The following is a 26,661-nucleotide window of genomic DNA, read 5'->3' on the forward strand; positions in this document are numbered from 1 at the left end:
GTATATTGGGGGGAGATGTATGATTTAAGCATCTGTATCGGTGCAGTTTAATCGAATCAATTGTGTGGTCATTAGATTTAGATCAATAAAAAAAGAGCCTGATGGCTCTTTTTATACTCAATTTTTAACTAGTCCATTGGGTCTTCACGATGTTGTTCTACTGCTTTTTCATCATAATGTGACTTTGGTGGATGAGCGAATGCAGCAGCCAATTTATCTTTGTCTAAAGCATTGTCCCAACGCGCTACAACGATTGTTGCGCAAGCATTACCGACTAAATTGGTTAGTGCGCGACACTCTGACATAAAGCGGTCAATACCAAGGATTAAAGCCATACCCGCAACAGGCACAGCAGGAACGACAGAAAGTGTTGCAGCCAAAGTAATAAAACCTGCGCCAGTTACACCAGCAGCACCTTTAGAGCTGAGCATTGCTACAAGTAACAAAAGAACTTGATCTTGAATGCTCAAATCAATATTACATGCCTGTGCGATAAATAGGGCAGCCATCGTCATATAGATATTGGTACCATCCAGATTGAATGAGTAACCTGTTGGAACTACGAGTCCCACCACAGATTTTTCACAACCAGCTTTTTCCATTTTACGCATTAACGATGGAAGTGCTGCTTCAGAAGAACTCGTTCCAAGCACCAGCCACAATTCATCTTTGATATAACGAATCAGGTCTGTAATTCTAAATCCATTATAGCGTGCAACAGCACCTAAAATAACCAGAATAAACAACAATGCAGTAATGTAGAAAGTCATGATTAAAAGTAAAAGATTACCAATACTTTCAATACCATATTTACCAATTGTAAATGCCATAGCACCGAATGCACCAATCGGAGCAAATTTCATCAGCATTCCCACCAAGTGAAATACTGGTGCTGTTAAGTTATTTAAGAAATCAACAATAGGCTGACCTTTTTCACCCACCGCAGCAAGAGACAAACCAAATAGTACAGCAACAAAAAGGACTTGCAGAATGTCACCACTGGTTAGCGGGCTAAGGATGGTGGTAGGAAGGATATTCATTAAGAAATCAACGATAGAAGCATCGTGTGCTTTCTCAGCGTATTCAGCCACTTTGTCTGATTTTAATGTTGTTGGATCAATATTTAAACCATGCCCAGGTTGAATAATATTGGCAACAATCATACCGACAATTAATGCCAGTGTAGAAAATGTTATGAAGTAAAGCATCGCTTTACCAGTAACACGACCTACTGTTCCCATATGTTTCATGCCTGAAATTCCTGTGACCACTGTCAGAAAAATTACCGGCGCAATAATCATTTTAACCAATTTGATGAAGGCATCACCTAAAGGTTTTAAACTCGCACCAATATCTGGCCAAAAGTGCCCTAAAAGGATACCAAGTACGATTGCAAAAATGACTTGAACATACAGGATTTGATAAAACTTTTGCTTTTTAGGTGGTAGGTGTTCATCGTGTGAAGAGATATCCATACTCATTCCTTATCCTTGATGTTGATAAAATTCAACATTTCCTAAAGAAATGATTATTAAAAAACCATAAAATTAAAAAATGTGATTCTCGTTTTAACGTGTTGATTTTAAATAAATAAATTAAAATAACAAATATGTTATTTAGATAAAAAAATGTGATAAATATCAAATTATCAATAAATTAAATACCTAGTATTTTATTTTTGTATGATGTAGTTGGAAAAATCATGTCTATGTTTTTTTTGTGAATTTGTCCTACAAAGATTGGCATAAAGTTATATAAAAAGCATTGAAAGCTGTTTTGTATCATTGATGACTATATTTTTATGAATTAATCATCATTTATTTAGACGTAAAAACGATTAATAAAAAGTGGATTATTTTAAGTAAAAGTATCGTTAATCTTGGAGGTAGTTAATTTTTTATAAAAAAAATATATACGTTTTATAACTAAAATTTTGGATTGCTGATCTGCGTTAAACAAATTGGAAAACATCTATAATTTTTACACCTGAATCGGTGTTAGCAAAACAATAAGTGGGACGTAAAGTGACTAGAGATTTGTCGAATTTTTCAAAATATGTATTGAAATTTATTCAATCCGTCCGCATCTTAATGGAAAAGCATTTATCCAGATATTCGAGATTATAAATTCTATGTTATTTCATTTACCTAAAGTTCCCGCAGAAATTCGTATTAGTCATTTAAATGCACGAATTAATGAACAAAGAAAAAGAATTGCTCAATCAACTGCATCTAAACTTGAGCTTTTGCAGTTGACACAACAATTGGTCAAAGAAGCACGTGTACGTAAAAAGCATAATCAAAAAATCTATGTTTTAGATTTTAAAGGTGATGTTCAAGCTTCTGCTGTAGAGAATTTACGTGAAGAAATTACCTTGATTTTAGCAACAGCAAAAGCTGGGCGAGATCGTGTGGTGGTTCGTTTAGAAAGCCCAGGTGGAATGGTGCATGGTTATGGCTTGGCAGCAGCACAATTGGTTCGTTTACGTGATGCTGGTTTTCACTTGACTATTTGTGTGGACAAAGTTGCTGCTAGTGGCGGTTATATGATGGCGTGTATTGCCAGTGAAATTGTTTCTGCGCCATTTGCTGTAGTGGGTTCGATTGGTGTGGTTGCGCAAGTGCCTAACTTTAATCGACTGTTAAAAGAGCACCATGTTGATTTTGAACTATATACCGCAGGGCAGTTTAAACGTACCGTGACAATGTTTGGTGAAAATACACCTGAAGGCAAAGCTAAATTTGAAGAAGAACTACAACAAACCCATCAATTATTTAAACATTTTGTTGAAAAATATCGTCCGCAATTGAATGTGGAAAAAGTAGCCACAGGCGAGCATTGGTATGGTGAGGATGCTCGTGATTTGAACTTGGTCGATAAGTTACAGACTTCGGATGAATATTTACTGAGTTTGCTCCCACAACACGATGTTTATGTGATTCAAACACGTCGTAAACCGACATTGGGTGAGAAACTTGGTTTACAAGCAGCGCAAATGGCAGATGCCTTAATTCCATCCCTTGTCGGAAAATTATTCAATGAAGTGACTAAATTGAATTCTTCACTTCCTATGCTGAGAGACAATAAGTTCTGATTCGTTTGTTTTAATCTACACAAATTATCCAAATCTCGATATATCACCAAAGAGCAGTTGGTTTAAATCAATTGCTCTTTTTTTATAACAAAGTCTTATAAAGCAGCTTTATGGATTGGCAAAAGTGCCAAAAAAAAATGACCTCATGCGATCATGACAAGCTTAAAAAAAATGATTAGGATGCTATACATCATAAAATCAAAAACTCAGGTTGAAAGGAATATAAATATGTTGGCATATGATGCAGATTTAGAACTTTTTCGTGATAACTTCAAACGCTTTATGGCAGAACATGTTGCTCCATTTTATGAGCAATGGGAAAAAGAAGGCTTGATGCCACGATCAGTGTGGTCATTATTGGGTGAAAATGGCTATCTTTGTGTCGATGTTCCTGAGCAATATGGCGGTTATGGTGTCCCAACAGAATACTCGTTGATGTTGGTCGAAGAGTCAGCACGTGCAGGTTATGGTGCATTATCTACGGCAATCTCATGTCATTCTGAAATTGCAGCGCCTTATATTTTGCATATAGCCAATGAAGAACAGAAACAATATTGGTTGCCTAAAATGGTCGCTGGTGAGGTGGTTGGTGCTATTGGAATGACTGAACCAGGTGCTGGTTCGGACTTACAAGGTATGCGTAGTAGTGCTATTTTGAATGGTGATCATTATCTATTGAATGGTTCAAAAACCTTCATTTCAAATGGTCAGCATGCAGATTTAGTCGTATTGGCAGCAAAAACAGATCCACAAGCTCGTGCCAAAGGTGTTTCATTGTTATTGGTCGATACTCACTTGGATGGTTTTAAAAAGGGAACCAATCTCGATAAAATTGGGTTGCACTCTCAAGATACTTCGGAATTATTCTTTGATAATGTGAAAGTTCCTGCCAACCAGTTATTGGGCAATGCTGGTCAAGGTTTTGCTTATTTGATGCAAGAACTTCCTCGTGAACGTACTGCAATTGCTGCAACAGCATTGGGTGCGATTCGTGGAGCAATTGATGTAACGACTCAATATGTGCAAGAGCGCCAAGCATTTGGTCAGAAAATTGGTAGTTTTCAAAATACTCGATTTGTTTTAGCACAAGCTAAAATTGACGAATTGGCAACTGCAGCATTTTATAATCAGAATTTAGCATTATATAAAGAAAATAAATTGGATGTAGAAACTGCGGCGGCTTTGAAAAGTTTCAGTACGGATATGCAAATGAAAATTATCGATAGTTTGCTGCAACTCTTTGGTGGTTATGGCTATATGACGGAATATCCAATTTCTCGTTTCTTTGTAGATGCCCGTATTCAACGTATTTATGGAGGAACAAATGAGATTATGAAAGAAATCGTCGCTCGTGGAATCATCGGTCGTTAATTTTTTTAAGAAAATGAATATCTAAACTGTTCATGCTTTTTAGGGAGCATGTGCAGTTTATTTTTATGATCAAGACTTGAAGTGGTTTAAATTAAACGATTAAAAATAAGAATTTTATAAAAGTAGTTCTGCCTCAAACAGTTACGGATGTGTTTTTGAGTATGATATTTTATCAAGAATTTTATATCGAATTTAGGATAAGGTAATCATATTGATTGTTCTTAGAGGGGGTAAAAGGAATACATATAATCATGAGGAAAGTTTAAATTTTGAGAGAAAATTAAATGATTGACAATAAAATACAATTTTCAGTTGAATCCACAGTTCAACGCTATTCTGGTGCTGGTGGCTGGCACTATGTGATTATTCCTAAACAACAAGCCATGGAAATAAAAAACTATCTACTTCAAAGGCAAAGTTGGGGTCTTATATCTGTTACTGTGATAGTAGGGCAAAGTGTATGGAAAACTTCAATATTTCCAGACAAGCAATCAGAAGGTTATTTACTACCACTTAAAGCAGAAATTCGTAACAAAGAAAAAATCTACTTAGGCGACAGAATTTTATTCTCAATTGCTTTATCTGTTTAATCAATAACAAGAAATTATCAGGTTAAATTTGAATATAAGGTTTAAAATGTATCTTTGGTTTAATGCTGAATCGTGAATAAAAATTCAATCAAACCTTCAATACATTTAAGCATTCATCGATAAAAATGGGCAATTCATAGGTCGAACGTGAAGAAATATAAAGATTATTGTCGTTCACAACTTCACGATCAAAAATAACCGCGCCCGCATCTTTTAATTCTTTGATCAATTCATCAATCGAGGTCAAACGACGACCAATTGCAATCTGTGCGTCGATCAAGAGTTGAGGGCTGTAACAACACAGAAAAATCGGTTTTTGTGCATTGGCAAAACTGCGGAGAAAATCAATGAAACGCGGATCTTTCTTTAAATGATAAGGTGATTGCCCGCCTGGAATCATTAAGGCATCAAAATCTTTAACTGAAATATCATCTATACCTAAATCTATACTGACGGAAGATTTACGTTGTTGGCTATAGACAATGTTGCCTGCGGATTTTTCTATATTTCGAACAGAATGACTTGCGGCACGAAAAGCTTCTACGGGATGATGATATTCCGTATCTTCGAAATCATGGGTGATGAGAACAGCGATTTTTTTATTCATTTTCTTTGTCTCGAAATCCGCTTTTAATTTTAATCATAGTGGGCAATGCTTAAAATTCCATAGCTACTTTGTAAGTAATGGATAGCGGAGTTTGTTCATACATTGCTGATATTTTATTCAAAGTGGTGGCAATAACGGAATCATCGATAAAAGCGTTATTGCTCAACAAATTTAACTGAACTATTGTTATACTGTTTTGGGTCTAAAACTTAGACTTTTCGTAATTCTTGACTTTCAAAGGGCGATATAACAATGATCAACGATGATCAAAAAACGACTTCTCTAGATCTTGCTCAAATCCGTGAAGATATTGATTCTGTAGATCAACAAATTCAACAACTCATCAATCGCCGTGCAAAACTGGCGGAAGCAGTTGCTAAAGCAAAATTTGCATCAGAAGAGAATCCGTTGTTTTATCGTCCAGAACGTGAGGCACAAGTTTTACGTAAAGTTATGGAGCGTAATGAAGGACCTTTGTCAGATCAAACAATGGCTCGTTTATTCCGTGAAATTATGTCTGCATGCTTAGCACTTGAAGCACCACAAAGTATTGCATTCTTGGGTCCAGTCGGAACGTATACTCACTCAGCAGTCTTAAAACATTTTGGTCAAGATGCTGTGGTTCGCCCATTGCCAACAATAGATGAAGTATTCCGTGAGGTTGAAGCAGGAAGTGCGCACTATGGTTTAGTACCCGTTGAAAACTCATCAGAAGGGGTTGTTAACCATACATTAGATTGTTTTAAAGCATCGCATTTGAATGTGATTGGTGAGGTTGAATTACGTATTCATCATCAATTCCTGATTTCATCAAATACACGTAAGGACAGCATTAAACAAATTTATGCGCATCAACAAACCTTAGCACAATGTCGCAAATGGCTTGATGCTCATTATCCGGGTGTGGAGCGTGTTGCTTTAAGTTCTAATGCAGAAGCTGCTCGTCGTATTCGTAATGAATGGCATTCGGCAGCAATTGCATCTGATGTCGCTGCAAGTATTTATGACTTGGAAATCTTGCACGGCAATATTGAAGATAATCCTGAAAATACCACACGTTTCTTGGTGATTGGGCGTGAGAAAGTTCCACAAAGCGGTAATGATAAAACGTCATTGTTAATTTCAGCACATGATCGTGCTGGTGCTTTGTTGGAAATTCTTGCACCATTTGCCAAGCACAATATTAGTCTGACCAGTATTGAAACCCGTCCAGCATTGCCTGAGAAATGGGCATATGTATTCTTCATCGACTTAGAGGGTCATGTGGAACAAGACAATGTTAAAGCTGCGATTGAGGATATACGCCCGTTAGTTAAAGAAGTACGTGTACTGGGTTCTTATCCAATCGCTGTACTTTAAAGTTGTTGTGAAGAGGGTAGTTTAAAATCGTCATGTCACAACCTTTATTTAAAAAAGTTGCTTTTATTGGACTTGGGCTGATTGGCTCAAGTTTGGCGCGTGTGATCGCAGCAGAACATCTTGCAGAAAATGTTGTTGCTGCAACACGTTCAAAAAAAACCTTAGAAGATGCTAAAGCTTTAGGGATTATTTCTGAAGGTTTTAGTGATCCAGTTGATGCAGTTCGAGATGCAGATTTAATTGTTTTGGCTTTGCCTGTTCGTGCAACGCAAAAAATTCTCGAAACAATAAAACCTTATCTATCTGAAAATGCGATTATTACCGATGTAGGCAGTACCAAAGGCAATGTGGTCGAAGCTGCACATGCTGTATATGGTCAGAATATTCCGGTCGGTTTTGTACCCGGACATCCTATTGCTGGTGCTGAACATACGGGTGTTCATGCAGGTAAGGTGGATTTATTTGCCAATCACAAAGTGATTTTAACGCCGTTACCAAGTAGTGCGGAATGGGCTGTTGAAAAGCTGATTCAACTTTGGCAGGCAGCTAAAGCTGAAGTGATTTGTATGGATGTTGAAAAGCATGATGAGGTTTTGGCGCATACCAGTCATTTACCGCATTTGATGGCATTTAATCTGGTTGAACAGCTTGCAAACCGGGAAGATAATTTAGATATTTTCCGCTATGCAGCTGGTGGATTTCGAGATTTTTCACGTATTGCAGCCAGTGATCCACAGATGTGGCATGACATTTTTTTTGCCAATAAAAAAGCCATACTCAAAGCTGTAGATGGATTTGAAACGCAACTCGCAACTTTGCGTCAACTGATTGAAGATGAAAATTCACAAGCCTTGATGGGATTGCTTGGTCATGCACAAGCGGCACGCCAACATTTCAATCATATGCTCGCCAATAAACCTTTGATGGAGAAAAATAAGGTGACACAACAATTTACCATTTTGCCGGGTGAGAAGACTTTTAAGGGTAAATTTACCATACCAGGTGACAAGTCAGTGTCTCATCGTTCCATCATGTTTGGAGCGATTGCTGAAGGAACTACACATGTGACGGGCTTTCTCGAAGGTGAAGATGCTTTAGCAACACTTCAAGCGTTCCGTGATATGGGGGTAAGTATTGAAGGTCCGAAAAATGGTGAAGTGACCATTCATGGTGTGGGAATCAATGGCTTAAAAGCGCCTAAAACAGCGTTGTATATGGGGAACTCGGGCACCTCAATGCGTTTGCTCTCAGGAATGTTGTCTGCACAACAATTTGACTCTGTTATGACGGGTGATGCTTCTTTGTCTAAACGTCCAATGGAGCGTATAGCCAAGCCTTTGCGTGAAATGGGCGCACAGATTCAAACTACGGGCGAACGTGGTACACCGCCTGTTTCTATTACGGGTGCTCAAGCATTAAAAGGAATTCATTACGATTTACCTATGGCTTCTGCACAGGTGAAATCAGGGATTCTGTTGGCGGGTTTATGGGCTGAAGGTGAAACATCTGTTACTGAACCAGAACCAACACGTGATCATACAGAACGTATGTTGCGTGCATTTGGTTATGAGGTAAAAACAGAAGGAAATCGTATTTCACTGCAAGGTGGTGGAAAGTTGGTAGGAACTGAGATTCAAGTTCCTTCAGATATTTCTTCTGCTGCATTCTTTATGGTGGGTGCTGCGATTACAGAGGGTTCAGATGTTACGCTTGAAGCCGTTGGGATTAACCCAACACGTACAGGTGTTATTGAAATTCTTAAACAAATGGGTGCAGACCTCACTGTTGAAAATGAACGCATCGCTGGCGGTGAGCCGATTGCAGATATTCGTATTCGTGGTACGCGTACGTTGAAAGGTATTCATATGCCTGAAGATCAAGTGCCATTGGCGATTGATGAATTTCCATCTTTGTTTATTGCTGCTGCATGTGCTGAAGGGCAAACTGTTCTGACAGGTGCAGCTGAATTAAGAGTCAAAGAATCTGACCGTATTCAAGTGATGGCTGATGGTTTAAAGACTTTAGGTATAGATTGTACGCCTACAGATGATGGCATCATCATCGAAGGAAAAGGTAAGTCAGGAGACTGGTCTGCGATTTTCACTGGTGGTGAAATTGAATCACATCATGATCATCGTATTGCAATGAGTTTCTCAATGGCTGGTTTACGTAATTCTGGTGAGATTAAAATTGTGGGAACTGAAACTGTTGCCACTAGTTTCCCTACATTCACTCAGCTTTCGAATCAGGCTGGACTTGAGATTCAAGTTTCTGAATAAAGCGGAATCGTGTCTCGATAATACTTGTCTAATATTTGTATAATTAATTGAAAACAGCCAAGCAAAAGCTTGGCTGTTTTGTTTATATTGCTTATTCTAAAACCATACAACTATAAAGCCTTTTGGATGAAGCAATGAGAACATTACAATTTACTGCAAACTGCGAAAATCATGTTAAAAGCAATGGTTATGGTCAAAATGCATGCCATGTTACTCAGACGTATGTAACGGATTTATTGTTAAAACAACTTTCTCAATATGGTTTTAAGGCGGAAACGACATCTTCTCATGAAGATTTGGCAGTGAGTGTGGAAAATCATCCGATAGGTTTAGGGGTGAATTGTCGTTTAAATGATCAAGGTTTGTTGACCTGTGAGATTTCTGCACATGCTGATGAAGAGCAGGTGTGGTTTAAAAAAATAGCCACTCAAAGCATGATTAAGCAATTGGCAAATGCTGTGGAAAATTCTTTAAAACAAGATAATGCCTTTAGTGGTTTTGAATGGAAAGGCTGAGTCTGGATTACATTGCTCGACCAACAATTGAAATTATAGAATAATGATTTAAGCTTAGAGAATAATGATGAAATTACAAACATTTATCAATAAGTTTCCTGTAGATAAACAAGGAAATAAAGTCAGTAATGAAATTATAAAAATGTATCAGGATTTTTTACCAGAAGCGTTGTTAGAGCTCTGGCGTGAGCATGGTTTTGGTTTCTATGGGAATGGTCTAATTCAGATCATTGATCCTGAACGTTATCAGGACGTATTGTGGTCATGGTTAATGAAAGATGAACCTGATATGACGCGGTTGCCTATTGCAATATCTGCTTTTGGAATAGTGTTCTACTATCGGCGTCTAAGCGATGCGGGAGATGAAGATATCTCGTTTATGGATCCACACAATTCTGATATTGGAGTAACGGTTTGGTCATTGAATGACTTTTTTAATGAATGGTTATGTGATGATGAAATCATAGAGCAGTTTTTAGAAAAATCAGCACTGAGCCAAGCACAAGAAAAATATGGAAAATTAGCGCATGATCAAATGTATTGTTATCTGCCTGCACTTCGATTAGGTGGTCGTGCCAGTGATTTGAATTTGGATAAGGGGGATGCTCCCACCCATTTGGATTTTTTATATCAACTTGCTTTAGACAGTTAAATCTAAGTGTTCAGCGTTATTATTGGGGTGAAATAAAAAAGACAGCTTATATAAGCTGTCTTAATGAAAAGGTTAAATTACTCTACACGTAACCAAGTTTGGCTACGACCTACGACTGAAATACCTAAATAACCACGAAGAAATAGTTTTTTACCATTCGGGCTGATCTTGCCTTTTAGGCGGTAGATTTTTCCAGAAACAGGATCAATGATTTTTCCATCGGTGTAATTCACATGATCATCTGTTTTTAAGCCAGAGATTACTTGTAAACCAATGATCGGTTTATTGGTATAAGGGGCAGGGCAATTGGTACAAAATTCTTTAGGTGTATAGCCTGGACGTGGTGTTGCTTTTAAAGCTGTTCCTGCATAAGTTCCATTACTTTGTTTTTCGATTTTAACCAAACCTTTGGCTTCGCCTGTTTTGTCGTCAATATAACGCCAAGTCCCTGTGATATCCTCTGCAAAAGCTGAAGATGTAAAAAGCACCATAGACATTGCCCCAAATAAAACTTTCTTCATTTCCCTTATCCTTTATTTGAATATTTTAGTTCAATTTAAAAATACATTGATCTAAGGTATTGATTATATAATGGATAGTCATAATAAATATTTACATAATGTGCCAATAAACATGAAAATTAATATGAATTGGCACATTAGGATAAGTGATTAAAAGGGTGGGCAATTTAATGGTTAAGCCATCATAAGGCAAAGATTAAGTCACCACACGGATCTTAAAAATATCGTTTAATGCTTCGATCTGAATATCACAGTCTAAAAATTTTTGAATCATTTCAGCTTGGGTTTTAGTGTGATCGCTCAATACTTGTGCTGTAAATTCACCACCTTTGCCTAAAGCCAAAGGTAATAAAAGTTGGTCGGCTAAATATTCATCAACCACAGCATGTGAGTTCAAATAGGCTTTCACCTCTTTGGCTAAATCATGTGCCACTTTTTCAGCACATTTTTTCTTTTCACCTAAAGCTGAAAAGACTTGTTGATGGTGTTCATAATTTAAGATAACAAATGCAGTGTTGCCTTGGCTGATCCCTTGAAAATTAATACGTTTACGTTGATTTAAACCAAGTTTATTATTCAAGACATCTAACTCTCGATCTGCAATATCTTGTTGGATGTTTAAGGCTGCTGCAAAGCCATGTATTTCCAGTAATTTACCCTTGGTTAAAATAGATTGCTCAAGTTTATTGTTCCATGGATGAATGGTGATATTGATTTGACCTGCACCAATCGGAAAAAAGCCAGCGCGTTCGCATTTAAAATCAACTTCTATGCCAAGCTTTTGAATAAAAGGCAGGAAACAATGTTGAATAAAATCTGCTGTGGGTGCCAAAGGGTTATGTGTTCCGCCGTGAATACTCAATTGACTTACTTCTGGTTGCATCATGAGTGCAGGAAGGAGTGTTTGCAAAACCAAAATTGTGCTACCTGCGGAACCGATATGAAAATCATATTTTCCTGGCTGAACCTGTTGAGGTTGAAAATACAATTTTTGTGAATTTAACTCAGCACCTTCAACAATTGCATGACTGATACGTTGAGAAGCTTGTACGCAAACCAAATGCTGACGCATTAAGCCAGGTTTCTTTCGACCTGCACGGATATTGATAAGCTCAAAAGGAATACCTGTTAGCATAGATAGGGAAAGCGCAGTTCTTAAAATTTGCCCGCCGCCTTCGCCCAGTGAGCCATCTATTTGGATGGATTTATTTTTTACTAATGTGTTCATTTTCTATTTCATCATTTCTTTCTAAATCATTTGGTTTTCGGACATGTTTTATAAAATGTAATTCACTTACACCATATTATGGATCGTTATACTGTACCTCAGCTAAAGAGATCGCATTCGCTCCACTTTTGAATTTGCATCATTATTTTCTACACAGTCATATTCCCAAAGACAAACGGGACAAATTTCATAGTCAAAATTACCAGAGGCTGATCTCGAGTGTCATGATGACAATAAGAACAGGGGTAATTCATTCAAACTCCAGAAAAAAGGTGAACATACTGTCAGTACATGGTGATGCTAGGTGCATTGTGACTTTGCTTTCACAAAGGTTTGCCTTGTTTGTAGTGATGGGTTGATTTGTGCTTATGGTTTTAAGCTAACCCGCTCGCTCATCAAGCCACTACACTATTTTCAATCCTGTGTTGTGGAGGTAGAGGATCTTGCACTCGCCCAGTATGTTCGGGTGATCTCAAATGACGAATCATTTGAGAAAAAGTGAAATATATTGTCAGTACGTGGTAATGCTATATAAATAGTCACTTTGATTCACAAAGGTTTAAATGATGCTTAGTGATGGATTGATTGGTTCGTTTCCGCCCTAAATCCGCTTCGCTGTCATTACCCAAAAATGATGCTGACTTTTATTTCAATCTATACAGCCTTAGATCTTGTACTCGCCCAATATATTCCAAATCTGATCGACTAAAGCCGATCAAAGCTTTTAAATGATCGCTTTAAACGTCCAGTAAATCAACTTGCCAGTTTGTGGCTTGTATTAATACATTTAAATCACGTAATTTGGCACTGATATCATCGGATTGTTTTTGCAAAGATGATACTGGAATTACCTTATGCCATTTGATTTCACGTGCACTATAGCGATCTGGTTCACGTTGAGTGTTGCTGATGGCAGACGTTAAAATTTTATGGCGCTCCACAAGCTCATCACGTTGAGTCAGTAAAGCCAATAATGAACGACCATCTGTAAGTTTTGCCAAAGCATTGGTTTGATGAATGGCATAAACAAGTTTTTGAGATTCTTGAGTTAATGCAAATACTTGCTTTAATAACTCGTTTGGATCTTCCGATGGTTCATCACCGTCTTGTACCAATACATTTGCATTGATACGTTGTTTCAATGAAGCGATTTTCTTTTGTTGATCGCTTCGTAATAAAAGTGCTTCTGCAAGTTTCATTTTATTTTTCCTATATCTTTAATTGATATTTAACACCACAATTTCATATAAGGTTTGCTGAGGCAATGTATCAACTGGAGTTGATTCGGCAAACTCTATAACATCTTCTAAAGTTTGATTTTCATGCCAAGTGGTCATGAAATTATAATCATCGTCTTCAGGTAGGTCATAATTACAAAATTCTAAATAAGAGTAATCTAATGCATCATCCCAAATTGAACATTCATGCCCCCAAGCTAAAGCCCAATAGCATACTTCAGATTTTACAATCCAATCACTGCATTGATTGCGCCAATCATTAGTTACATTGTTGTTATATACTGCAAGCACAACAATGTAGGGCTCTTGTGGTAATTCAAAATGGATTGCTTGGTTAGCCAAAAGATTGTAACGAGTGATCTTGATTTGTTTATAGCGATCCATTGGCATTACTCACATTCATTTTGCAGCGATTTGGGAAAGACAAAAAGTTTTATGATATATAAGTCCTTTTTCAATCCATACATCATATGAAAAAGAGTGTATGTTTCGTTGTAAGGCTATAATCTCATTTCTCCAGATACGAATATCTCCATGCTTTATCTGTTTAGACTCATTCAAATACCGATGTAAAACCAAATTTTTTTCAAAGGGATCACTTAATCTTTTAAATTGATAAGCAACCATATAATAAAGCAGATACTTAAAATAATTCTGCTTATTGCATTTATGGTCTACTGCGAGCTCCAGAAAAAGTAATAATTCATCTTTCCAGACCAAATATAAATCCCATTCTGTAGTAGGCAAATATGTATCAGAAAATGCCCATGCTCGAATTTCAGTTATGCTCGGATTAGAGATATTGTTGATCACGATATTATCCCTTTACACAAACAACCTGACTTAAAGTGTAAACCACTTCAACCAAATCGCTTTGCGCTTTCATCACATCTTCAATTGGCTTATATGCCGATGGAATCTCATCAATCACGGCTGCATCTTTACGGCATTCTACACCTTGGGTCTGTTCAATCTGATCTTCTACAGTAAACAACTTTTTCGCTGCAGTACGGCTATATACACGACCAGCACCATGTGAACATGAGCAGAAAGATTCCTGATTTCCCTTACCTTTGACAATAAATGACTTAGCACCCATTGAACCCGGAATAATCCCATACTCACCCAAACGGGCACGTACAGCACCTTTACGTGTTACCAGTACTTCCTGACCAAAGTGTTCTTCTTTATCCACATAATTATGATGACAATTAACCGCCTCAACCTTAGCATTAAAGGGTTTATTTATAATGATACGCAAAGCTTGCACAGCCGCTTCCATCATTAACTCACGGTTTTTCATGGCAAAACGTTGTGCCCACCCAACCGCAAACCAATAGTCGTCAAAATGCTCCGTACCTTCTACCAAGTAAGCTAAATCTTTATCAGGCAAGTTAATAAAATGCTTTTGCATATCTTTACGTGCCAGTTCGATAAAGTGATTACCGATTGCATTTCCTACACCGCGAGAGCCTGAATGTAGCATGATCCACACCTGTTGAAGTTCGTCTAAACAGATTTCAACAAAGTGATTCCCAGTTCCCAAAGTACCTAACTGTTTATGATTATTGGTATTTTTTAAACGTGGGTGCTTCGTACAAATGTATTCAAAATCCGCCACTAACTCAGCCCAAGCTTGGTCTACTCGCGCTGTTGGTGTATCCCAAGACCCACGATCTCGGCGACCACGACCTTTGGTCATTCCATGCGGGATTAAGCGTTCAAGCTCGGTACGCAGTGCATGTAAATTATCAGGTAAGTCTGAAGCTGTAAGCGAGGTGCGTGCTGCCATCATCCCACAACCAATATCTACACCAACAGCAGCGGGAATAATTGCACCTTTGGTTGGAATAACACTCCCAATCGTTGCTCCGATTCCGACATGTACATCTGGCATCACTGCCATCCATTTATAAATAAATGGCATTTGCGCTGTCTTTAATAATTGTTCTTTGGATTTCTCATCGACAGGCACACCTTTGGTCCACATTTTTATAGGGACACCTTTTTTATCCTGAATAATATTATAAGCACGTTCATTGGATGCTTGTTTTTCAATTTGTTCTGATACTGACATAGTCATAGCTTTTATCCTTTGCAAAACCTGCCTGCCAAGCGGTTGCAGGCAGGTGATATTTATATACATCTCATGATGTATGCTCTATATATTGCAGAGAGTGTGCCAACTTTGTTTTTTAATTGATTTTATTTTATAAGATATTGATGTTTAATTAATAAATGTATTTAAATTTTTCTTTAAATACATATTTTAAAAAAAAATACGCAAATTTAAATATTATTTTAGATAGAAATTTATCTTTTTTTATATTTTAAATAAAATATAAAACAACCACTACCTAAACATAATAAGAAAAGTAGGCTAAAACCGATTGAAAAGATCAGGCTTATTTTGGTGCTTTGTAAATATGTAAATAAAGTGATTGAAAACATTAGGTTATAAATACTACTCAGCAAATATCTTTCACAATGTGGTGCCAATTTAGTGGTAAAATAACCGAACCAAATTGCGATTGGAAAGATTGATATAATTGAAAAATAATAAATTTTTGAGCAGGTTGGGATATTCTCTTGATGGAAGCCGCAACCCAAAGTGAGTGAAAGCAAAAAAATGACATAGAAGAAAAATAAAAATACAAAAATGAATAAAGGAAATAAGAGGAAAGCAAACCAAGCACGCATTGTTATTATTCAGGGTATCTATCATGTTGCAGAGTATAGTATGAAATCTAGCTTGGGAGAATTTTTTCTCCCAAGCTGAGTTTGATGAAATCTGTGATTCTTAATCTTTGCTCATATCCCATACCGTATGATCATCAGTGGGTTGATAATGTTCTTCGATATGGATTTTTAACCTGAGTGAGAGAGGATCATCTTCTAGGATTTGGCTATGCCCATGTAAAAGTTTCAGTTCGTTTTTTTTACGACTTTTACTTGGCGGTTTTTCATGATAATTCTGGCATTTCTTATACCAGTGGTTGGTTTCTAAATAGTATTTTTTAACTCTTAGTTTCTCTAAAGCAAGATCGAGATTGTCGTCTTTCACGATGACTTTAATAGACATGTTTTGCGTTTTAAAGACTGACACCTGTCTCTGGTTTTAAATTGAACGATTAAACTAGCAAATCGTCAATCAATTCACAAGCGATATTCTTAAAACACGGGCTTGATGCAGTTTCATCTGTATGAGGTTTACCTACATTCGATAAAACTTTTAGTAAAATAAAATACTTGGATGTGTTATCCGTAACTGTCTGAGACAGTATGATCCAAAGAAAGAAAAAGCGCAGTAAGACTTCGCTAAGATCATTATTTTTCAATCATTTGAAGATGTCGTTAGTTTGAACTTACGTTAAAAAAACGCAATCACAACAAATTTTGATCAGATTTTCGTGAGTCATCATGATCGGGACTTGAACCTTGGGCAAAAGCGTTACCATGTAATCCGATCTGCATTTGTAATTGCTTAATTACAACATGATTTATGATGATCAAGTATACATCAACAAGGAGTTGAGGACGGTCGTGGCTCTACCGACTGAGCTACTGTGTGTTGCCACACAGGGTGGTATCGAAACACCGACAAACGAGTAATGTAGTCCTCATTGCATTTGATGTACTTGAATCATGGTTACCGCATTGCATAAACAAAATGTTGAAGACGTTTCGTTGCTCTATCCAGCTGAGCTACTTTTCAATCTTAGCTAAGAATGAAAAGGATGGATTTGAACCATCGACCTACGCATTAAAGATGTAGTCCTCAACGCATTTTATGCATTAAATATTGCCAACAAGTTTTCGATAAAACATCAATTATTCAAAGTAATGTAGTTCTATCTGCATTTGGCAACAGTTTTACTCAGCACAACAACTTTATATAGAAACACTTCATTCTGGAAAAATGTAGTTCCTATGGCATTTGTGCTTTTTATCTAACATCATTGCCTCAAGTTACATCATTTGATGCAGAGACTTGAATACAAGATGTTAAATGAGGGAGCAAACTCAGCTAACATGTGACTGAATTTGCGTTAAGTCTATGTTTTCGATTTCACTTATCCAATGATTTACATGCATTTCATTATTGGCAAAGCTTTCAATCAATTTAAATACGTTATCTGAAAACCCACCAATATTCATGACATCTTTTTGCTCGGGGAGTTGAGTTGTCGCATAAGGTTGTAAATCAACACATACCAGTTTTGCATCAGGATTAAGTTGTTTTAACTGTTTCCAATAATGCATCATCCCTGTTTGGCGATGCGCTCTTGGGATTTGATCTGCCCAAGATTCATTGTCCGAGAAATAAATCACCATATCGACTTTGGCATTTTCTTTGACCAATAGTGCTAATGGCTTAGAACAATCCGTTCCTCCACCACACATATTGGCAAATTTTTTTGCCAGAGCAAAAATATCAATTTCTAAATTTGGCTGTTTCATCAGATTTTTTCTTTTCAAATATTCTTGCACTTTGCTTAAATTGGATAACTGACGTACTTCTGTATCAAAAGCCATCAAGCGAATATTTGGATTTACATATTTAAATGCACTCGCAAATAATGCTGCTACATCCACACAACGCAATTGTGAGGTTGCTCCCTGACGGTAACCAGTGATGGAACTTGACATCGAACCAGAAACATCAATCGCAATCACAACATTACCTTGGAGTTTAGGTACATTTGAAATTGAACATTGCACCGCAAACTTTAATGCTTTGGCAATTTCAGGTGGCATACCTTCAGCAAGTGCAGACCATGCCATCATCAATTGATAGGGGAATACACGACTTTTTTTAATCGCTTGTTCATCCATCAATTTGTCAGCAATGATTTTAGTCATTCCTTTGATTTTGAAGACATCGTGACGTAAAAATGTATTTAAGTTCATACGAAGCATTTGCCAAGAACCATGACAGGCAATTTCCGCCCACTGCTGTGTAGTAAGATTCAGATGGGTTAAAAGTTGCATAGGTACTTTGGGCAATTCTGTGCTTACACCTGATCGAAACTTTTCCAATGCCTGTACTTGGGCAGGGAGCTGTTCAAACTGATATTCTTTGCCTAATACATAAGCAAAAAATGCATCTTGTTCAACAGTCTTGGGTTTTGGATGCGTCATTTTTAGTACATCAGCAAGTGAAGGGCTGTTCCCAACATTGGCAGCAAGCAATTGTTGAGCAGATGCAGAGAGAATCCATTCGTTTACCATACGTTTTGGTAATGAACCTAAAGACTTACGTCCGATCATTCCTGAACGCATGATTTGTACAAAATTTCTAAGCTGTTTTCCATTATCGATAATTAATGGAAAGATTTGCTTAAAGAGATCCGTATCTAGCTCAGACAGTAATGCCAATAATACGACAGGTGTATCTTTCATCTGTGCTTTTTGACGTGCATAAATTGCAGTTTTAGCAACAAATGCAGGCTCTACTTCAAGTGCGAGGTTGAGAATATGATCAAGTTGTACTTGTGCATTTTGATAAAAAGTCTGATTCAGCGTACCTGTCGCTGTGAGTTGTGCTAATGCGGCACGAGATTTTAATGTATATGCACGTCCACCAGCTTCATTATATTCAATGGTTTTTGGCTTTGCCTGTTGTTTCGAGGCAAAAATTGTCTTGTTCGCCATGACAGCATCCTCAAGTAAATTTTAATATCTTGATTGTTATATTGCAGAGAGTGTGCCAAGTTTGCTTTTTAAGGTGAAATATATTTTTAAATTTTTGATTATTATAAGATAAAATTATTTTATAAAATTTAATTTTCAACTTTTTAATGGTTTGGAATGTAAATTTAATATCTTTATTTATATGATTTTATCTATTTTTCTATTTTTCTATTTTTCTATTTTTCTATTTTTCTATTTTTCTATTTTTCTATAATTAAAAATTAGAGTCTCTAATGTTGTGTAAATAAAAAAAGAGATAATCAGCACCTATAGAGAAAATAGTCTTACTCGCGGAATATAAACATATAGAAAAAGTGGGTCGAAAAGTCCAAATTGCAAAGACTACAGAAAAAAGTTCATTTTGAGCGGTGTAGCATATTTTCTAAATAGATGATCCAATCAAATCGCCAAGACAAATCATGCGGTAAATAAATATAGTCAAACCGTCTGATTATTCATAAAAGTGATTTGGAGGATTTATTTATTTTGTACTTTTGAATCATAAACAGTCTTGCTATCACGAGGCGACATGGATGTCGCCATGTTGAGCGGGGGTATTAGGATGTACCCCTCGCTCAACGGAAGATTTTGTTACTTTTCATCTCTGAAAAGTAAAGTATCGCCTACGCAAAACAATTTAAACTCTAGAGCTAAAGCGTGGCAGTGCAAGGCTTATATCATCGAACAATATATTCATCGCTTTAATTTTATTGATCAACAGAAATGATATTCTACTGTATGAATTTTTCAACAGATTGACTATGGTTAGTGGCTTTTTTTTACACAACTTGGAATTCTTGATGAATCCTATCTATAGCTGATCAAACCAAGAACAATGATGAAAATAAATAACAAGCTTAATAGAATCCAGAGGATATATAGGAATTCTAAAAAGTTTTTGATCTGAACTATTTATCTTTTATAGGCGGATATTTAAAACGAATATAGCGTTAAAGAAGTCTTGGGAAAATCACTTTCCCCAAGGCTAAAGTTATTTAATAAGCGTGAGTTCGCCGCTCGCACTGAGTGTATAGCGATGGAAATCATCAGCAATATAAAAATGACCATGATAATACTCTGCAATTTCATCATGAATTTTTTGAACACCATCAGCATCGTGATAACGCGCACTGAGATGCGTGGCAATCAAATTCGGTAAGCTCATCATTTGCGCAAATTCTGCGACTATTTTTGCAGAGCTGTGCATTGGACCAGAACCAACTTTATCTAATACCGCTTGTGTGTAGGTGGTTTCATGAATTAACAGCGCCGAATTTTTACAAGCATCTTTCAATAATTCAGGCTGGTCGTTATCTCCACTGACAATTGCAGATACATGCTGTGTATTTTCAATTACAAAATCTTTTCCATGAAGAAGTTGTCCATTCCACTCAATAGTCAGTCCTTGTTGCAAATCGCCCCAAAGCTTACCTTTCGGAATTTCTAATTGAACTAATCGTTGATGATCCAGTTTGCGCTGAAATGATGTTGCTTTAAAAGCATAAGCATAACTAGGTACACGATGATGTAAAGAGTGAACCTGAATCGAAAGTTTTTCATCCAATTCAAAACTGCTATTGAATGTATGGGCGTCAATAAAATGAAGCGGGTAGGGTAGAAACAACTCAGTTAAATGACGAGTTGCTTCCAACCAGTCTTGAATCTCTTTAGGTGCAATGATGGTGATAGGATCTTTACGTCCGTTCATGCCCGCACTTGCGAGCAAGCCCATCAAGCCATAACAATGATCGCCGTGAACATGAGTAATGCAAATTGCTTTTAAGTGCTGTAAGGATAGTTTGGCTTGTTGAACTCTATGCTGTGTTCCTTCACCGGCATCGACAAGAATCCAATCTTTAGTTTTGGCATAATGAATGGCTAAGCCTGAAACATTGCGTGTTAATGTGGGTACACCTGAAGATGTCCCTAAAAAAGTAAATTCTAACATGGGGAATTTATGCCTGTAGTAAAATCTTATCTGTGGTTATTGTTGTGACAAAGCAAGGCAGTTCCATCAAAAGAAGTGTCGAATCAGACAAAGATGGAGGAAAATAAGTAAAAACTTTGTACGTCAGTAGTATAGCATGATCATGTATATGAAAATAAATAGTGATTTTTAAAAAATATTAGGCTCAATACAGCGAATAATATTTGCTTATTGATAAAATAAAACTATGATTTAGACAAGATATATAAATTTTTATAGATTTATAGAAATATGCAAAAATTTAAAAAAACAGTTGTGATTGGTTTTGTTGGTTCTACCTTAGATCAAGGAAAAAAGCCCGAACGATGGCAACGATGGCGTCCTACGATAAGTTTGTTGATGCATGATGATTTAGTTGTTGATGAGGTGGTGCTATTACATGATCGACGTAATGCCAGCTTGATCGCGCATTTACAGCAAGACGCCTTTGAAATTTCCCCACAGACCAAAATCACAGGACACAAAGTCAATATTCGAGATCCTTGGGATTTCTCGGATATGTATGGAGCACTCTACGATTTTGTAAAATCCTATCCTTTTGATACCGATAATAATCATTATTTACTGCATATTACGACAGGTACACATGTCGCTCAGATCTGCTGGTATCTCTTGATTGATGCGCACTATTTGCCTGCAAAACTCATTCAAAGCTCACCCACAGGGAAACAGCAACCTGAAGGTGAATATCGCATCATTGATTTGGACTTGTCGCGGTATGCAGCATTAACACAGCGTTTTGAACATGAGCAATCCGAAAATTGGCAACAGTTAAAAGCCAATATTGCGACAAAAAATAAAGGTTTTAATCAACTCATTCAAGAGGTTGAATTGGTTGCCACCCGTTCAAGCGCACCGATTTTAATTATGGGTGCAACTGGTGTGGGCAAATCACATTTGGCCAAGCAAATTTATCAACTGAAAAAGGAAAAATTTCATCTCGCTGGTCGATTTATTGACGTGAACTGTGCAACTTTGGTGGGTGATAGTGCAATGTCCACTTTATTTGGTCATCATAAAGGCGCATTTACCGGGGCGATTGCAGCACGTACTGGTTATTTAAAAAGTGCGGATAACGGCATCTTATTTCTCGATGAAATTGGTGAATTAGGACTGGATGAACAAGCAATGTTACTTAAGGCACTGGAAGATAAATCTTTCTTCCCTGTGGGAAGTGATAAAGAAGTTCAAGCTGATTTTCAATTGATTGCTGGGACTAATCGAGATTTACGTGAAGAAGTTAGAGCAGGTCGCTTTCGAGAAGATTTATGGGCACGCTTAAATACATGGACATTCTTCTTACCCAGTCTAAAAGATCGTGTTGAAGATATTGAACCAAATATCACATTTGAATTACAGCGCTTTGCTACTGCACATCAACGACAATTGCGCTTTCATAGTGATGCACTTGAAAAATACTTAAAATTTGCTCAATCAGTAGAGGCAATTTGGCAAGGCAACTTTCGAGATCTTACTGCAAGTGTGACTCGTATGGCGACACTGGCAAATGGAGAGCGGATTGGCTTAAACGAAGTAAATACTGAAATTCAACGGCTTCAACGTATTTGGAATATCTCCGAGCAAGAAAAGGGCAACAAGCCATCTATATTGACAGATATTTTAACCCGTGAACAAATAGCGCAAATTGATGAGTTTGATCGTATTCAGTTACAAGGAGTCATCGAAATATGCCAAAAGTCGAAATCCATGGCAGACGCAGGACGGCGATTATTTTCTGTATCACGTGAGCAGAGGCAAAGTACCAATGACAGTGATCGTGTGAAAAAGTATTTAGCGAAATTTGGGTTACAGTGGGATGATATAAACATATCAATAAGGTGAGTGAACCACCTTATTGATTTCATTTTTTCTGTAATACTGCTTTAAGGCACTAATAAGAAACGTGAAATTGCAACACGTAATTGTTTTAAATAACCTGTAAAGAAATGGTTAGCGCCCGGAAGTACGGTGATCAAATGGCGTTGTGGTTTTGCCCATTCAATTAAATCACTGAGTTTAGTGGTCGGGTCTGCCTCACCATGAACAAAGAGAATATCGCCTTTGATCGGTGGTGTAACATAATGGCGTAGACCATCAACTGTAGAAGTTGGCAAACCACATAAAATCACTTGTTTGGGTTTAATTTCGTCAGGTAAGGCATGATAGGCTTTTGCCATCACATGCGCACCAAAACTAAATCCGCCAGCATAGAAAGGTAGACTTTTGTGTAATTGTCTAACGTATTTGATGACATCTAAAATGTCTTCAGTTTCGGCAAAACCTTCATCATGGACACCATCACTTTGTCCTGAACCTCGAAAGCTTGGACGATAAACGACACAACCTTGTTCGTTGAGAATTTGTGCAAGTAAAGCTGGAACTTTATGTTGAGGGGTACCACCTTGAAGTGGGTGAGGATGACAAACGACAGCAAATCCTTTTACTTCGCCCACAGGATAGTCAACAAAAACTTCGATTTTGCCAACCGAACCTTGAATGAACAGTTGTTCGGACATAATTTAAACGATCATAAAGCAGGGAAGTGATATAGTTTACCGATTCTGCTCACAGAAAACATGAATTGGAATTAAAATATTCCGACTGTTATAGTTTGATTAGTTATTTTTTGATCAGGAAGACCATGCTCGCCTTAATTTCCCCTGCTAAGACGCTCGATTACGAAACCGCACTGCCGACTGATAGCCATACTTTACCAAGACTATTAGACCAATCTCAACAGCTTATAGACCTAAGTCGTAAACTCTCTGCATCCGATATTGCTCGTTTAATGCATGTTAGTGAGAAGATTGCCAATTTAAATGTTGAACGTTTCCGTGATTGGAATGCTGATTTTGATTTTTCTAATGCTCGACAAGCCATTTTTGCATTTAAAGGCGATGTATACACTGGGCTAGATGCTTATAGTTTGTCGCAAGATGATTTAAAGTTTGCACAAGATCATTTGCGTAGTCTTTCAGGATTATATGGTTTATTGCGTCCATTGGATTTAATGATGCCATATCGTTTAGAAATGGGGATTAAACTTGCCAATGAGCGTGGTCATAATCTTTATGATTTTTGGGGAGAACGCATCACTCAACTCATCAATGAAGACTTGCAGCAAAGTAATTCAAAGTTGTTGGTGAATATCGCTTCTGATGAATATTATAAATCAGTTAAGGAAGCAAAAATTCAGGCAGATATCATTAAACCTGTATTTTTAGATCAGAAAAATGGTCAGTATAAAGTGATCAGCTTCTATGCCAAAAAAGCACGTGGCTTAATGGCACGCTACATCATACAAAATCAATTGGAAAAATTAGATGATTTAAAATCATTTAATCTGGACGGTTATTATTTTGATGCTGAAAGTTCATTGAAAGGTGAGCTTGTATTCAAGCGTGATGAGCAAGCAGCTTAAAAGATCATTGATTTTGAGAATTGGCTTAGCATTAAGCCAATTCGCGTTCAAAAATACGATATAGATTACCTAAAGAATTCATCACCATGATTTGAATAAAATCAAATGCATTTGCCTTAAGCTGATCTACTGAAATAATTTCCCCTGAAATGAGTTCAATTTCCCCAACTGGATTGGCTAAACTCTCGATTTCTTCAATGTCATTGTAGTCAATATTGTGATAGACCTTTACGATGACATTAAAAACAGTTTGATCGTCCTGATCTTTATATTCATGTATTAATGGTCGGTTAGTCAGTTGTTCGTTGGTAAACTCATCGCAAAACATTGGATCGTAACCATGTTTTGCACCATCAAAAAGTAATATTTCTTCATTGCTTTCAATATCGACCGCGTATATCAATTCAGGTGCAAAATCTGTCCCACAAATGAGCTGATATTCTTCAAACAGCTCACCATAATATTTAATCTTAAAGCGCTTATTCTGTGTAGAAGATTGTATTTGTCCTCGCCATTCGATCTCCATTAGGTCATTAAAATAAGCTTCATGTTGATAAGTGACAAAATGATTTAAATGTGTAGGTGCTGAAAATTTTGATTTATTGATCATGTGATTACAGCCAAAAATGTTGTATTAATAGATAAAAGTAGCATGTATCCTATACATATGATCATAGATAGCACTGAAAGTATCGTCAATTTATTCCATAAGTATTGGCTTGAGTTTACCCAAAAAGCCGAGATGTCTAAAGTACAAGATAATCTTTTGTATGAAGTTTTATTGCGTGCTTATACTGAGCCTCAACGGCATTATCATACACTGCAACATATTGTGGAATGTCTGAATTTATTTCATCAAGTGAAGGCTTACTTAGACGATCCTACGGCTGTTGAGTTGGCGATTTGGTTCCATGATGTGGTGTATAACCCTCAAGCCATAGACAATGAAGTGCAAAGTGCTGAACTTATGTTAAAGCGCTGTCAGAATACGTTTAAACAGTCTGTTGTTGAAAAAGCGTATCAATGGATTATTGCAACTCAAAAGCATCAGCCCTCTCAAGAAGATGATCTTAATTATTTATTGGATATTGATCTGGCGATTTTGGGGAGCTCTGAGGCACGTTTTCTGCAATATGAACAGCAGATTCGATTAGAGTATGCATGGGTAGAACAAGAGCTTTATCAAGTAAAAAGGGCAGAAGTGCTACAGCATTTTTATCTCATGCAACCTTTGTATCAGACTGAATATTTTAGAGCGCATTTGGAAGAAAGTGCTAAAATGAATTTATCTAAATCTTTATCATCTTTATAAATAATGGCTTATTGTTAAAAAATGATATGTCAAAAAATCAAAATGATATTGTCAACGTAAATTGCGATTCGGCATCTTTATTCAATATCAAATATATAGAAACACTGAATGAGAGAATATTTTGAAAATTTTAAATCTTGTTGTGCTGAGCAGTATCTTATTTTTGACGGCTTGTCAGAAACATAAGCAATCTCAAGAAGATATAAAAACACAACAGCAGTCGATTGATTCTCAAGCAGTCGCAAGTCAAGTGAAAAGTGAACCTGAAGTAGAAATCCCACCGACTGTTTCAGAGCCTAAAAAGAACGCCAATACTTCAACTATTACTTATCCAGAAGCCTTGATTAAACAAGTGACTGAGGCAGAACAACGCTGTCAAACACCTGAAAAACAAGATTTGAACAGTATCATAAAGATAGTCGATTTAATGGGGGATGAACAACCAGAATATATCTATGAACCTGATTCAATTTATTGTATTGAGGATGGGGTATTTAGAGGTCATGGTGGTGATCAACTGGTGATCTATCAATCTAAAGATGGTAAAAGCATTCAAGAGATTTTTAACAGCACTGTTTTTTCATATCAGGTTTTAGAGCATCAACCCAAGGCGATCGTGCAAATCGAAGTGGGTGGTGGCTATTGTGGTCAAAATATGGATGAAATCAGTCGAGCCGAAGCAATTATGTGTAAACGTAATTTAGAATGGGATGATGCATCTAAGCAACTTAAAATGGGTAAAATCCAATTGATAGAGAAGCAAGCTGATACAGAATAAGTGCTATTCATGATG

The 26,661-nt window shown here is 36.9% G+C and carries 25 protein-coding genes; 11 read left to right on the forward strand and 14 right to left on the reverse strand.

Annotated features, from left to right (window positions below; translation table 11 throughout):
* Positions 1-128 precede the first annotated feature (128 nt).
* Positions 129-1,475, reverse strand: coding sequence for a dicarboxylate/amino acid:cation symporter (locus AAV97_RS15985; RefSeq protein WP_010591372.1), 1,347 nt, complete (start codon positions 1,473-1,475; stop codon positions 129-131).
* Between the two features lie 647 nt (positions 1,476-2,122).
* Here AAV97_RS15985 and sohB point away from each other — a divergent pair.
* The 3 genes from sohB to AAV97_RS16000 all read left to right on the forward strand — a co-directional run bounded on the left by sohB (position 2,123) and on the right by AAV97_RS16000 (position 5,055).
* The gene (gene sohB / locus AAV97_RS15990) at positions 2,123-3,094 is read left to right on the forward strand and encodes a protease SohB (RefSeq protein WP_265597206.1); all 972 of its coding nucleotides are present in this window, start codon (positions 2,123-2,125) and stop codon (positions 3,092-3,094) included.
* 228 nt (positions 3,095-3,322) lie between these two features.
* Entirely contained in the window at positions 3,323-4,465 is a 1,143-nt protein-coding gene (locus AAV97_RS15995) for an acyl-CoA dehydrogenase family protein (RefSeq protein WP_005032291.1), read from the forward strand.
* A gap of 284 nt (positions 4,466-4,749) precedes the next feature.
* Positions 4,750-5,055 carry a DUF1905 domain-containing protein gene (locus AAV97_RS16000; RefSeq protein WP_046761078.1) on the forward strand — a complete coding sequence of 102 codons (306 nt, stop codon included), beginning with the start codon at positions 4,750-4,752 and terminating at the stop codon, positions 5,053-5,055.
* An 88-nt stretch (positions 5,056-5,143) separates the two neighbouring features.
* On the opposite strand, the gene AAV97_RS16005 is transcribed toward AAV97_RS16000, so the two are convergent.
* Positions 5,144-5,662 carry a DJ-1/PfpI/YhbO family deglycase/protease gene (locus AAV97_RS16005; RefSeq protein ID WP_046761079.1) on the reverse strand — a complete coding sequence of 173 codons (519 nt, stop codon included), beginning with the start codon at positions 5,660-5,662 and terminating at the stop codon, positions 5,144-5,146.
* 252 nt (positions 5,663-5,914) lie between these two features.
* On the opposite strand from AAV97_RS16005, the gene pheA reads away from it, so the two are divergent.
* From pheA to AAV97_RS16025, 4 genes are all read left to right on the forward strand, one after another.
* Positions 5,915-7,021: a prephenate dehydratase gene (gene pheA, locus AAV97_RS16010; protein WP_004824524.1), complete on the forward strand. Its 1,107-nt coding sequence runs from the start codon at positions 5,915-5,917 to the stop codon at positions 7,019-7,021.
* Between the two features lie 32 nt (positions 7,022-7,053).
* Positions 7,054-9,300 (forward strand): bifunctional prephenate dehydrogenase/3-phosphoshikimate 1-carboxyvinyltransferase, encoded by a 2,247-nt coding sequence (locus AAV97_RS16015; RefSeq protein ID WP_046761080.1) that lies wholly within the window; start codon positions 7,054-7,056, stop codon positions 9,298-9,300.
* Between the two features lie 134 nt (positions 9,301-9,434).
* The gene (locus AAV97_RS16020; RefSeq protein WP_046761081.1) at positions 9,435-9,815 is read left to right on the forward strand and encodes a hypothetical protein; all 381 of its coding nucleotides are present in this window, start codon (positions 9,435-9,437) and stop codon (positions 9,813-9,815) included.
* A 67-nt stretch (positions 9,816-9,882) separates the two neighbouring features.
* Entirely contained in the window at positions 9,883-10,467 is a 585-nt protein-coding gene (locus AAV97_RS16025; RefSeq protein ID WP_046761082.1) for a GAD-like domain-containing protein, read from the forward strand.
* Between the two features lie 77 nt (positions 10,468-10,544).
* Here AAV97_RS16025 and AAV97_RS16030 read toward each other — a convergent pair whose 3' ends face one another.
* The 10 genes from AAV97_RS16030 to AAV97_RS16070 all read right to left on the reverse strand — a co-directional run bounded on the left by AAV97_RS16030 (position 10,545) and on the right by AAV97_RS16070 (position 21,096).
* On the reverse strand, positions 10,545-10,988 hold the full coding sequence (locus tag AAV97_RS16030) for a DUF2147 domain-containing protein (protein WP_005032276.1): 444 nt from the start codon (positions 10,986-10,988) through the stop codon (positions 10,545-10,547).
* A gap of 196 nt (positions 10,989-11,184) precedes the next feature.
* Entirely contained in the window at positions 11,185-12,216 is a 1,032-nt protein-coding gene (gene rtcA / locus AAV97_RS16035) for an RNA 3'-terminal phosphate cyclase (RefSeq protein WP_046761083.1), read from the reverse strand.
* A gap of 102 nt (positions 12,217-12,318) precedes the next feature.
* The gene (locus tag AAV97_RS21465) at positions 12,319-12,402 is read right to left on the reverse strand and encodes a hypothetical protein (RefSeq protein WP_227510902.1); all 84 of its coding nucleotides are present in this window, start codon (positions 12,400-12,402) and stop codon (positions 12,319-12,321) included.
* A 551-nt stretch (positions 12,403-12,953) separates the two neighbouring features.
* Positions 12,954-13,415, reverse strand: coding sequence for a DIP1984 family protein (locus tag AAV97_RS16040; RefSeq protein ID WP_042089631.1), 462 nt, complete (start codon positions 13,413-13,415; stop codon positions 12,954-12,956).
* An 18-nt stretch (positions 13,416-13,433) separates the two neighbouring features.
* Positions 13,434-13,838 carry a hypothetical protein gene (locus AAV97_RS16045; RefSeq protein WP_046761170.1) on the reverse strand — a complete coding sequence of 135 codons (405 nt, stop codon included), beginning with the start codon at positions 13,836-13,838 and terminating at the stop codon, positions 13,434-13,436.
* 15 nt (positions 13,839-13,853) lie between these two features.
* The gene (locus AAV97_RS16050) at positions 13,854-14,267 is read right to left on the reverse strand and encodes a hypothetical protein (RefSeq protein ID WP_046761084.1); all 414 of its coding nucleotides are present in this window, start codon (positions 14,265-14,267) and stop codon (positions 13,854-13,856) included.
* Between the two features lie 4 nt (positions 14,268-14,271).
* A complete protein-coding gene (locus AAV97_RS16055) occupies positions 14,272-15,531 on the reverse strand; it encodes an RtcB family protein (RefSeq protein WP_046761171.1) in 1,260 nt (419 codons plus the stop codon).
* A gap of 723 nt (positions 15,532-16,254) precedes the next feature.
* Positions 16,255-16,536 carry a hypothetical protein gene (locus tag AAV97_RS16060; protein WP_042089633.1) on the reverse strand — a complete coding sequence of 94 codons (282 nt, stop codon included), beginning with the start codon at positions 16,534-16,536 and terminating at the stop codon, positions 16,255-16,257.
* Between the two features lie 941 nt (positions 16,537-17,477).
* The gene (locus AAV97_RS16065; protein ID WP_046761085.1) at positions 17,478-19,109 is read right to left on the reverse strand and encodes a TROVE domain-containing protein; all 1,632 of its coding nucleotides are present in this window, start codon (positions 19,107-19,109) and stop codon (positions 17,478-17,480) included.
* Positions 19,110-20,139: 1,030 nt separating this feature from the next.
* On the reverse strand, positions 20,140-21,096 hold the full coding sequence (locus AAV97_RS16070; RefSeq protein WP_046761086.1) for a ribonuclease Z: 957 nt from the start codon (positions 21,094-21,096) through the stop codon (positions 20,140-20,142).
* Positions 21,097-21,366: 270 nt separating this feature from the next.
* On the opposite strand from AAV97_RS16070, the gene rtcR reads away from it, so the two are divergent.
* On the forward strand, positions 21,367-22,977 hold the full coding sequence (rtcR, locus tag AAV97_RS16075; protein WP_046761087.1) for an RNA repair transcriptional activator RtcR: 1,611 nt from the start codon (positions 21,367-21,369) through the stop codon (positions 22,975-22,977).
* A 41-nt stretch (positions 22,978-23,018) separates the two neighbouring features.
* Here the strand turns inward: rtcR and AAV97_RS16080 are convergent, their stop codons facing one another.
* Positions 23,019-23,651 carry an alpha/beta hydrolase gene (locus AAV97_RS16080; RefSeq protein ID WP_046761088.1) on the reverse strand — a complete coding sequence of 211 codons (633 nt, stop codon included), beginning with the start codon at positions 23,649-23,651 and terminating at the stop codon, positions 23,019-23,021.
* Between the two features lie 125 nt (positions 23,652-23,776).
* Between AAV97_RS16080 and yaaA the strand changes: the two genes are divergently transcribed.
* Positions 23,777-24,556: a peroxide stress protein YaaA gene (yaaA, locus tag AAV97_RS16085; RefSeq protein WP_004824497.1), complete on the forward strand. Its 780-nt coding sequence runs from the start codon at positions 23,777-23,779 to the stop codon at positions 24,554-24,556.
* Positions 24,557-24,587: 31 nt separating this feature from the next.
* On the opposite strand, the gene AAV97_RS16090 is transcribed toward yaaA, so the two are convergent.
* Positions 24,588-25,166, reverse strand: coding sequence for a hypothetical protein (locus AAV97_RS16090; RefSeq protein WP_046761089.1), 579 nt, complete (start codon positions 25,164-25,166; stop codon positions 24,588-24,590).
* Positions 25,167-25,223: 57 nt separating this feature from the next.
* Between AAV97_RS16090 and AAV97_RS16095 the strand changes: the two genes are divergently transcribed.
* Positions 25,224-25,868 (forward strand): metal-dependent hydrolase, encoded by a 645-nt coding sequence (locus tag AAV97_RS16095; protein WP_046761172.1) that lies wholly within the window; start codon positions 25,224-25,226, stop codon positions 25,866-25,868.
* A gap of 121 nt (positions 25,869-25,989) precedes the next feature.
* The gene (locus AAV97_RS16100; protein ID WP_046761090.1) at positions 25,990-26,646 is read left to right on the forward strand and encodes a hypothetical protein; all 657 of its coding nucleotides are present in this window, start codon (positions 25,990-25,992) and stop codon (positions 26,644-26,646) included.
* Positions 26,647-26,661 lie beyond the last annotated feature (15 nt).

Source organism: Acinetobacter sp. Ag2, assembly GCF_001005515.1.
Taxonomy (GTDB): domain Bacteria; phylum Pseudomonadota; class Gammaproteobacteria; order Pseudomonadales; family Moraxellaceae; genus Acinetobacter; species Acinetobacter bereziniae.

What these genes read in the sequence shown, in the direction of transcription:
- AAV97_RS15985 (WP_010591372.1), bottom strand. Translation starts at nt 1,475, where the DNA reads ATGGATATCTCTTCACACGATGAACACCTACCACCTAAAAAGCAAAAG.
- AAV97_RS15995 (WP_005032291.1), top strand. Translation starts at nt 3,323, where the DNA reads ATGTTGGCATATGATGCAGATTTAGAACTTTTTCGTGATAACTTCAAA.
- AAV97_RS16000 (WP_046761078.1), top strand. Translation starts at nt 4,750, where the DNA reads ATGATTGACAATAAAATACAATTTTCAGTTGAATCCACAGTTCAACGC.
- AAV97_RS16005 (WP_046761079.1), bottom strand. Translation starts at nt 5,662, where the DNA reads ATGAATAAAAAAATCGCTGTTCTCATCACCCATGATTTCGAAGATACG.
- pheA (WP_004824524.1), top strand. Translation starts at nt 5,915, where the DNA reads ATGATCAACGATGATCAAAAAACGACTTCTCTAGATCTTGCTCAAATC.
- AAV97_RS16015 (WP_046761080.1), top strand. Translation starts at nt 7,054, where the DNA reads ATGTCACAACCTTTATTTAAAAAAGTTGCTTTTATTGGACTTGGGCTG.
- AAV97_RS16020 (WP_046761081.1), top strand. Translation starts at nt 9,435, where the DNA reads ATGAGAACATTACAATTTACTGCAAACTGCGAAAATCATGTTAAAAGC.
- AAV97_RS16025 (WP_046761082.1), top strand. Translation starts at nt 9,883, where the DNA reads ATGAAATTACAAACATTTATCAATAAGTTTCCTGTAGATAAACAAGGA.
- AAV97_RS16030 (WP_005032276.1), bottom strand. Translation starts at nt 10,988, where the DNA reads ATGAAGAAAGTTTTATTTGGGGCAATGTCTATGGTGCTTTTTACATCT.
- rtcA (WP_046761083.1), bottom strand. Translation starts at nt 12,216, where the DNA reads ATGAACACATTAGTAAAAAATAAATCCATCCAAATAGATGGCTCACTG.
- AAV97_RS16040 (WP_042089631.1), bottom strand. Translation starts at nt 13,415, where the DNA reads ATGAAACTTGCAGAAGCACTTTTATTACGAAGCGATCAACAAAAGAAA.
- AAV97_RS16045 (WP_046761170.1), bottom strand. Translation starts at nt 13,838, where the DNA reads ATGGATCGCTATAAACAAATCAAGATCACTCGTTACAATCTTTTGGCT.
- AAV97_RS16055 (WP_046761171.1), bottom strand. Translation starts at nt 15,531, where the DNA reads ATGTCAGTATCAGAACAAATTGAAAAACAAGCATCCAATGAACGTGCT.
- AAV97_RS16060 (WP_042089633.1), bottom strand. Translation starts at nt 16,536, where the DNA reads ATGTCTATTAAAGTCATCGTGAAAGACGACAATCTCGATCTTGCTTTA.
- AAV97_RS16065 (WP_046761085.1), bottom strand. Translation starts at nt 19,109, where the DNA reads ATGGCGAACAAGACAATTTTTGCCTCGAAACAACAGGCAAAGCCAAAA.
- AAV97_RS16070 (WP_046761086.1), bottom strand. Translation starts at nt 21,096, where the DNA reads ATGTTAGAATTTACTTTTTTAGGGACATCTTCAGGTGTACCCACATTA.
- rtcR (WP_046761087.1), top strand. Translation starts at nt 21,367, where the DNA reads ATGCAAAAATTTAAAAAAACAGTTGTGATTGGTTTTGTTGGTTCTACC.
- AAV97_RS16080 (WP_046761088.1), bottom strand. Translation starts at nt 23,651, where the DNA reads ATGTCCGAACAACTGTTCATTCAAGGTTCGGTTGGCAAAATCGAAGTT.
- yaaA (WP_004824497.1), top strand. Translation starts at nt 23,777, where the DNA reads ATGCTCGCCTTAATTTCCCCTGCTAAGACGCTCGATTACGAAACCGCA.
- AAV97_RS16090 (WP_046761089.1), bottom strand. Translation starts at nt 25,166, where the DNA reads ATGATCAATAAATCAAAATTTTCAGCACCTACACATTTAAATCATTTT.
- AAV97_RS16095 (WP_046761172.1), top strand. Translation starts at nt 25,224, where the DNA reads ATGATCATAGATAGCACTGAAAGTATCGTCAATTTATTCCATAAGTAT.